The 7,094-nt window shown below is 47.2% G+C and carries 7 protein-coding genes; 5 read left to right on the top strand and 2 right to left on the bottom strand.

All coding sequences use genetic code 11. The features are described 5' to 3' along the window. The 5 genes from J0895_RS20585 to J0895_RS20565 form a co-directional block, all read left to right on the top strand. On the top strand, nt 1–960 hold a 960-nt coding region (locus tag J0895_RS20585), incomplete at its 5' end, for an aldehyde dehydrogenase family protein (RefSeq protein ID WP_207089869.1). A 138-nt stretch (nt 961–1,098) separates the two neighbouring features. After that, nucleotides 1,099–2,355 (top strand): DNA (cytosine-5-)-methyltransferase, encoded by a 1,257-nt coding sequence (gene dcm / locus J0895_RS20580; RefSeq protein ID WP_207089868.1) that lies wholly within the window; start codon nt 1,099–1,101, stop codon nt 2,353–2,355. Between the two features lie 443 nt (nt 2,356–2,798). Further along, nucleotides 2,799–3,677, top strand: a complete 879-nt coding sequence (folD, locus tag J0895_RS20575; RefSeq protein ID WP_207089867.1) for a bifunctional methylenetetrahydrofolate dehydrogenase/methenyltetrahydrofolate cyclohydrolase FolD — start codon at nt 2,799–2,801, stop codon at nt 3,675–3,677. A gap of 298 nt (nt 3,678–3,975) precedes the next feature. Continuing rightward, nucleotides 3,976–4,902: a geranylgeranyl diphosphate synthase CrtE gene (gene crtE, locus J0895_RS20570; protein WP_207089866.1), complete on the top strand. Its 927-nt coding sequence runs from the start codon at nt 3,976–3,978 to the stop codon at nt 4,900–4,902. 15 nt (nt 4,903–4,917) lie between these two features. Next, a complete protein-coding gene (locus tag J0895_RS20565) occupies nt 4,918–5,373 on the top strand; it encodes a divergent PAP2 family protein (protein ID WP_207089865.1) in 456 nt (151 codons plus the stop codon). 192 nt (nt 5,374–5,565) lie between these two features. On the opposite strand, the gene J0895_RS20560 is transcribed toward J0895_RS20565, so the two are convergent. Continuing rightward, entirely contained in the window at nt 5,566–6,240 is a 675-nt protein-coding gene (locus tag J0895_RS20560; RefSeq protein ID WP_207089864.1) for a hypothetical protein, read from the bottom strand. A gap of 54 nt (nt 6,241–6,294) precedes the next feature. Next, entirely contained in the window at nt 6,295–6,618 is a 324-nt protein-coding gene (locus J0895_RS20555) for an MgPME-cyclase complex family protein (protein WP_207089863.1), read from the bottom strand. Nucleotides 6,619–7,094: the final 476 nt, after the last annotated feature.

Below are 7,094 nucleotides of genomic sequence, written 5' to 3'. Positions count from 1 at the left end.
GAAGTTTCATCCGTAATTGCCGCTAAATTTGCCGAAATTTTAGTCGAAGCGGGAATCCCATCGGGAGTATTTCAATATATTCCCTGTAAAGGTTCAACGGTGGGTTCTCATCTGGTCAAACATCCCGATGTGAATACCATTGTGTTTACGGGTTCTCAAGAAGTTGGCTGTCAAATTTATGCTGAAGCTGCCATTTTACAACCGGGACAAAAACACCTGAAAAAGGTGATTGCGGAAATGGGTGGCAAAAATGCAGTGATTGTGGATGAAAGTGCGGACCTCGATCCAGCGGTGGCGGGGGTGGTGCAATCGGCATTCGGATATAGTGGACAAAAATGTTCGGCTTGTTCGCGGGTGATTGTGTTAGAACCGGTGTACGAGGCGTTTGTGAATCGGTTGGTGGAAGCTACGCGATCGCTGAATGTCGGGGTGGCAGAAGAACCGAGTACCCAAGTTGGACCCGTGATTGATGCCAATGCGCGCGATCGCATTCAAGGCTATGTTGCCAAAGGGAAAGCTGAGGCGGAATTAGTCTTAGAAATGGAGGTTCCAGAGAATGGTTATTTTATTGGACCGACCATTTTTAGTCATGTGAAACCGGATGCGGCGATCGCCCAAGAAGAGATTTTTGGTCCGGTGTTATCGGTGATTCGGGCTAAAGATTTCGATGAAGCGTTAGCGATTGCCAATGGGACGAATTTTGCCTTAACGGGTGGGTTATATTCGCGGACGCCTTCTCATATTGATCGCGCCTACGCCGAGTTTGAAGTGGGTAACCTCTATATTAATCGAGGGATTACCGGGGCGATCGTAGCGCGACAACCCTTTGGTGGATTTAAGTTGTCTGGGGTGGGTTCCAAGGCGGGGGGACCGGATTACTTGTTGCAATTTTTAGAACCCCGTCATGTTAGCGAAAACGTCCAACGCCAAGGATTTGCACCAATTGAGGGGGTAGATTAAGGGCGATCGAGAGGAAAGGGGTTTGTCATTTGTTGTTTGTCATTGGTCGTTTGTCATTTGTCCCTAGTTCAAGGACCAACGACCAACGACTAATGACAAATTCCTAATCCGAAGACAGAAAATTAAGAACTTTTCCCGATGAAAACTATCCGCTTTGTCGATTTATTTGCGGGTATCGGTGGCATGAGATTAGGCTTTGAGAAAGCAGCCCAAAAACTTGCTATCAAAACTCAATGTGTTTTGAGTAGCGAAATTAATGCCGATTCCGGCTGGGTTTATCAGCAAAATTTCGGCGAGTCTCCCCAAGGGGATATCCGGATTCTGGAAAAGCTGCCGCCTCATGATGTTTTATTAGCTGGGTTTCCCTGTCAGTCGTTTTCCGCTGCCGGTAAAAAGGCCGGATTTGGGGATACCAGAGGAACCCTATTTTTTGAAATTACTCGTTTAATTGATACCTATCAACCTACAGCTTTTATCTTTGAAAATGTGCGGGGTTTGTTAACAAATGATAGCGGTAAAACAATTAAAACAATTCAACATGAACTTGAAGCAATAGGTTATAGTTTTGATATATTTGTGCTGAACAGTGCTAATTTTGATTTACCTCAAAATCGCTTGCGGGTTTATCTAGTCGGGTTGTTCAAGGCTGCTCCCAAATATAGATTGTTTTCTGACCCAGGACCGAAAGATTCTCATTCGTATAATCCTCAGCAACTTTCTTTGTTTTATCCGGAGTTGAAAACTGTAACGGTGGCGGATATTTTAGAAGATAATCCACCGAAAGACTATGATTGTTCACGGGAGTTTGTTAGAGCTTTGGAGAAGCGATTAGATGGAGATTTGAATCGCTTACATGGGATGCGATTAATTGACTATCGAGGGGGGAATTCGATTCATTCTTGGGAGTTGGGGTTGCGCGGGGAATGTAGCGCTGATGAAATTGAATTAATGAATCGGTTTATCCTGAAGCGGCGCAATAGCAAGTTTGGAAAAGACCAAGATGGGAAGTTGCTGAGTCAGGAGCAAATTGCTACGTTTTTTGAGTCTCCTAACTTGGAGCAAATTTTACAGTCTTTGGTGTTGAAGAATTATCTGAAAATTGTGCAAGGGAAATATAAGCCAGTTTCGGGTAATTTTTCATTTGAGGTTTATAAGTTTTTAGACCCGGAAAAAATTGCGGTGACGTTAGTGGCGAGTGATGCCAATCGGTTGGGGGTCTATCATCAGGGGCGAGTGCGGAAAATTACTCCCCGAGAGGCGGCGAGGTTACAGGGATTTCCCGATGAGTTTATTCTCCATCCGAAAGGCGATCGGGCTTATTATCAATTGGGAAATTCGGTGAGTATTAATGTGGTGGAAGCGGTGGCTAAAGAGGTGATTTTAAATCTAAAATAGCGAGGATAAAGGATTGTCATAAATTAAGGGAGCAATGAGGTAAATTTGTTGATTGATTACAATTTGACCTCCCCTATCTCCCCCAAGCTCTCTCGTTACTTGGCTCTGCCAAGTAATGCCTCTTTGGAGGCTCTGCCTCCAGTCCGGGAGCAGGTGCTTCAGTCGTTACTACGAACACCGGAGAACGACTGAAGTAGTTACTACGAAAATCCCCCATCCCCCAAGGACAAATGACAAATGACAAATGACAAATGACAAATAACAAATGACAAATGACAAATGACAAATGACAAATGACAAATGACAAATGACAAATGACAAATGACAAATGACAAATGACAAATGACAAATGACAAATGACCCCGCTCCAGACTATGAGACAATCATAGAGAGCAATATTCACTGCTGTAGCTGGATTGTTCCAGCAACTCCCAAGCCTAATCATGACCAAAACAGCCGTTATTATAGACGGGAAAGCCGTCGCTGAAAAGATTCAAGGCCACCTACGATCGCAGGTGGAGGCGTTAGTACAGAAAGCCAGCCGCCCGCCGGGGTTGGCGGTTCTGATGGTGGGTGATAATCCTGCCTCTGCTGCTTATGTTCGCAATAAGGAACGGTCCTGTGGCAAAGTTGCGATCGCCTCATACGGACGGCATTTCCCCACGGAAACGACTCAAGAAGAATTGATGCAGGCGATCGCCGAACTCAACGAGGACGATCGCGTTGATGGAATTTTGGTGCAACTGCCCTTACCGAAACATCTCGATGCTGTAGCTGCCATCAATCACATCCATCCCGATAAAGATGTAGATGGATTACACCCGGTGAATTTGGGACGGTTGATGCGGGGGGAACCGGGATTATGTAGTTGCACTCCGGCTGGAGTGATGGCCCTGCTTAAAAATTATGGCATTGACCCGAAAGGCAAACAGGCAACAATTGTGGGGCGCAGTATCCTAGTGGGTAAACCGATCGCCTTAATGTTGTTAGCCGCTGATGCTACGGTAACAATGGCCCATTCGCGATCGCCAGATTTAGGCGCGATTACCCGCAGTGCAGATATTCTGGTGGTGGCAGTGGGACGACCCGAACTGATCACCGCAGAAATGGTCAAACCCGGGGCGATCGTCATTGATGTTGGCATTAACCGCGTCACCGATTATGAGGGAAAATCTCGGCTAACCGGGGATGTCAACTATGACTCGGTGAAAGAAGTGGCGGGATTTATTACCCCAGTTCCCGGTGGAGTCGGACCCATGACCGTGACCCTGTTGTTACAGAATACCGTAAAGAGTTATATCCGGCGCTTAGGATTAGATTGAACAGAGACTTTTCACCGAGGGAGTTTTCAGGGCTGGGTTAAAAAATAGTCCCTGAAAACTCCCGCTTTCGCGCCATCTTTTTCCAAAAAATTAAAGTCGTAAAAATACCTCAAACCCTTACAATAGTTTGAGACTCAAGTAGCAGCAAGCGGCTAAAGTTAGCCCGGTTGCCTGGGTGAGGGTTAGTCGCCTAGATAACTTGTAAGCGGTGCCAAAAGCAGCGTAAGTTCATCATCAACGCCAACCGCCTCCAGCGGTGGAATCGTTAGCTCATCAGACAAGTACGAGGAAGGAAGGGATGGTTTTAACCAATGATACGGATTCCGTGAGGAAACAATCCGAATTTGATTTATCAACGTATTTAGGGGAACGGCAGGCTTTGGTAGAAGCTGCACTGGACCAATCTCTGCCCATTAAGGCCCCGTCCACAATTTATGAGGCGATGCGCTATTCCCTGTTAGCCGGTGGCAAGCGTCTGCGTCCGATTTTGTGTTTAGCCAGTTGCGAACTGGTTGGGGGTACGGTGGAAATGGCGATGCCAACCGCTTGTGCCTTGGAAATGGTGCATACCATGTCCTTAATCCATGATGACCTTCCGGCGATGGATAATGATGATTACCGTCGGGGTAAGCTGACGAATCATAAGGTTTATGGGGATGATATCGCGATTTTGGCCGGGGATGGGTTGTTGGTGTATGCCTTTGAAGTGGTGGCAACCCAAACTCAGAATGTTCCGGCACCTCGGGTTTTAAAGGCGATCGCCCAATTAGCTCATGCATTTGGGGCCGATGGAGTGGTTGGAGGGCAAGTGGTAGACTTGCAATGCGAAGGCAAAACCGATACCTCTGTGGAAACCCTCCATTTTATCCACACCCATAAAACTGGGGCTTTACTCGAAGCCTGTGTGGTTTGTGGGGCTATTTTAGGAGGCGCTTGTGATGAAGATTTGCAACGACTCTCCCGTTATGCCCAAAATATTGGGTTAGCCTTTCAGATTATTGATGATATTCTCGATATTACCAAGACTCAGGAAGAGTTAGGCAAAACCGCAGGAAAAGACTTGCAAGCGCAAAAGGCAACTTATCCGAGTATTTGGGGGTTAGAAGAATCGACTCGGCAGGCTCAAGCATTAATTGAGCAGGCTAAGGCAGAACTGGCAAGTTTTGGCAACAAAGCGATACCCCTTCTGACCCTCGCGGACTTTATCACCAACCGCAGTAATTAAAAGGCGCAAAACACCATGCAGGAGATCGGCAATATCATCGACAACCGCGTGCTGCTGGTTGCAACCCTAGCCTGTTTGATCGCTCAATCAACGAAGTTAGCGATCGAACTTGCGAGAAATCGCAAGTTTAATTTTCGGGTTCTGGTGGAAACGGGCGGAATGCCCAGTGCTCATTCAGCGTTGGTTACCGCGTTAGCAACGGGCATCGGGCAAACTGCCGGCTGGAATAGTACCGAGTTTGCTCTGGCTACAATTTTTGCAGTGATCGTGATGTATGATGCCGCCGGAGTTAGACAAGCTGCTGGAAAGCAAGCTCGAATTCTCAACCAAATTGTGGATGAGTTTTTTAGTGAGGACCACGATTTGAATGAAGCCCGTTTGAAGGAACTCCTGGGTCACACTCCGTTTCAGGTGATTGTCGGGGCGCTTTTAGGGGTTTGTATTGCCTATATCGCAGGTCAAACCTATTGAATCGGGATTAAAGTTTGAGGGAACTCCAAAAAATAAAATAGCAATTGTAGGGTGGTGAAGCCACCGAACAGAAGGTGGGCAATGCCCACCCTACTCCTTTAAAAACTGAATAGGAATGATTTATTTTTTGGAATACCCTGAGCTACCTCTGGTTCCCTCTCCAAGACATCGAGGAGGGAACCAGAGACTGCATTAGTCCAACCGAACGGCGTTGTCTAATAAAATCACGTTGCCGCTATCCACGACGGTTGCAAAAAAACCGCGATCGCTCAGAGTTTGCAAAATCTGATTGGCCCTGTTTTGTTGATTGGTCCATTCGGCTAACAGATAAGGCCGTTGTCCGTAGGAGACTAATCCGATATCGCTTCTCAAGATTTGCCACAATTCCCCAGCGACTTGGGGATTGCTGAAAAAATCCACCAAAACGGCATAACCGTTTCCTAGAGGCTGCGGATTGTAGATCCCTGCCGACGACGGGACGACCGGGAGAGGACTGGGGGTAGCCGCCACACCCGCAGGCCGGACTACATAAGCGACTATTCCGAGTTGAGAATTGACATACTGCGCCCATTCTTGGGCGGTGTCAGCCCTTCCAAACCCCCCCAGACGGGTGACGGTTTCATTCACATAGTTACAAACCGTGGTCTCGATCGCCCCGGGAATCAATCGCCGAATCTCCTCCTGTGCAGCAACCGTTGCCGTGGGGACCAAGACAAGATACTCGTCTGGGAGGGGCGGTTGACAGGCTGGATAGGTCGGTTGAGCATAACCAGGAGGGGCGAACAGGGTCAACCCACTCAGGGCGAGGAATGCTGGACTCAGCCAGGAGTGCGATCGCTTCAAACAGTTTCGTAGGAATAGCCGCATAGTTATGATCCCGGGTCTCTCTCCAAGTATTCATCAGGCAGTTTAACGGATTCCTTAACTCCCTTGGGAGGCTAATGGATCGGGAATTGTCTCAGAGGGGGCCTGAAATTCGCCCGTCAGCACATATTCCAGACGCAATTTTAACCAGGTGATAAATTGCGGATTGGTGGAAATTACCGCCACGGAGGGTTGAGGACATTTGGCTTTCACTTCGGCCATTTCTGGCGCTTCCAGAAAGGCGGGTTGGTTTACCTGCCAAAAATCAATCTCTTTTTCGGTTTCGTGGTAGTATCTCGTCCGTTCTTTGAGCACTTCTTCAAATGGTTCTTCCTCTAATAAGAATTTTTGGCTTGCTAGAACGTAGTGATAAGTTTGCATGGTGGTGGTTGGCTTGTACAAGTCTCGATTGAGTATCGTACAACATTAAAGTAACTCATGCGGAAAAAAAATCAACCCCGAATCCTAAACCTAGACGATTTTCTTGCCAAAGTTTCTCAAATTATTAGGGTGGGTCAGTTTGAGACAGGATCCGTATATCTGGCGATCGCTGAGGGTTTTCCCCCCTTGGCTAGATTAGATTATTCCCGCAAAATCAATCAGGATTCCTGCCCTTTATATTGGAAAGTCCCTCAATTTTAATTGCTTCATTGGGTGGTGATTAATAGCGGATTTACCGGGGGAGACCCGGTAAAATTTCACCTCTTTTCATCGCCCAAAAGCAGAGAAATATCAAGCGAAATTAGCTCCCAAAACTAACCCCCTCAAGATAAAATTTTGGGGTGCATCCCATTTTGGACAGTCTGCCCTCATCCCCTTAAAAGAGTAGGTTTTTTACGAACGGTCCCCGGACCTTG

This window comes from Phormidium pseudopriestleyi FRX01, assembly GCF_017313335.1.
Lineage (GTDB): Bacteria > Cyanobacteriota > Cyanobacteriia > Cyanobacteriales > Laspinemataceae > Laspinema > Laspinema pseudopriestleyi.
Note: the sequence above shows the minus strand (reverse complement) of the source record. Positions and strands in the feature narration are given on the sequence as shown.

What these genes read in the sequence shown, in the direction of transcription:
- J0895_RS20565 (WP_207089865.1), top strand. Translation starts at nt 4,918, where the DNA reads ATGCAGGAGATCGGCAATATCATCGACAACCGCGTGCTGCTGGTTGCA.
- dcm (WP_207089868.1), top strand. Translation starts at nt 1,099, where the DNA reads ATGAAAACTATCCGCTTTGTCGATTTATTTGCGGGTATCGGTGGCATG.
- crtE (WP_207089866.1), top strand. Translation starts at nt 3,976, where the DNA reads ATGGTTTTAACCAATGATACGGATTCCGTGAGGAAACAATCCGAATTT.
- folD (WP_207089867.1), top strand. Translation starts at nt 2,799, where the DNA reads ATGACCAAAACAGCCGTTATTATAGACGGGAAAGCCGTCGCTGAAAAG.
- J0895_RS20560 (WP_207089864.1), bottom strand. Translation starts at nt 6,240, where the DNA reads ATGCGGCTATTCCTACGAAACTGTTTGAAGCGATCGCACTCCTGGCTG.
- J0895_RS20555 (WP_207089863.1), bottom strand. Translation starts at nt 6,618, where the DNA reads ATGCAAACTTATCACTACGTTCTAGCAAGCCAAAAATTCTTATTAGAG.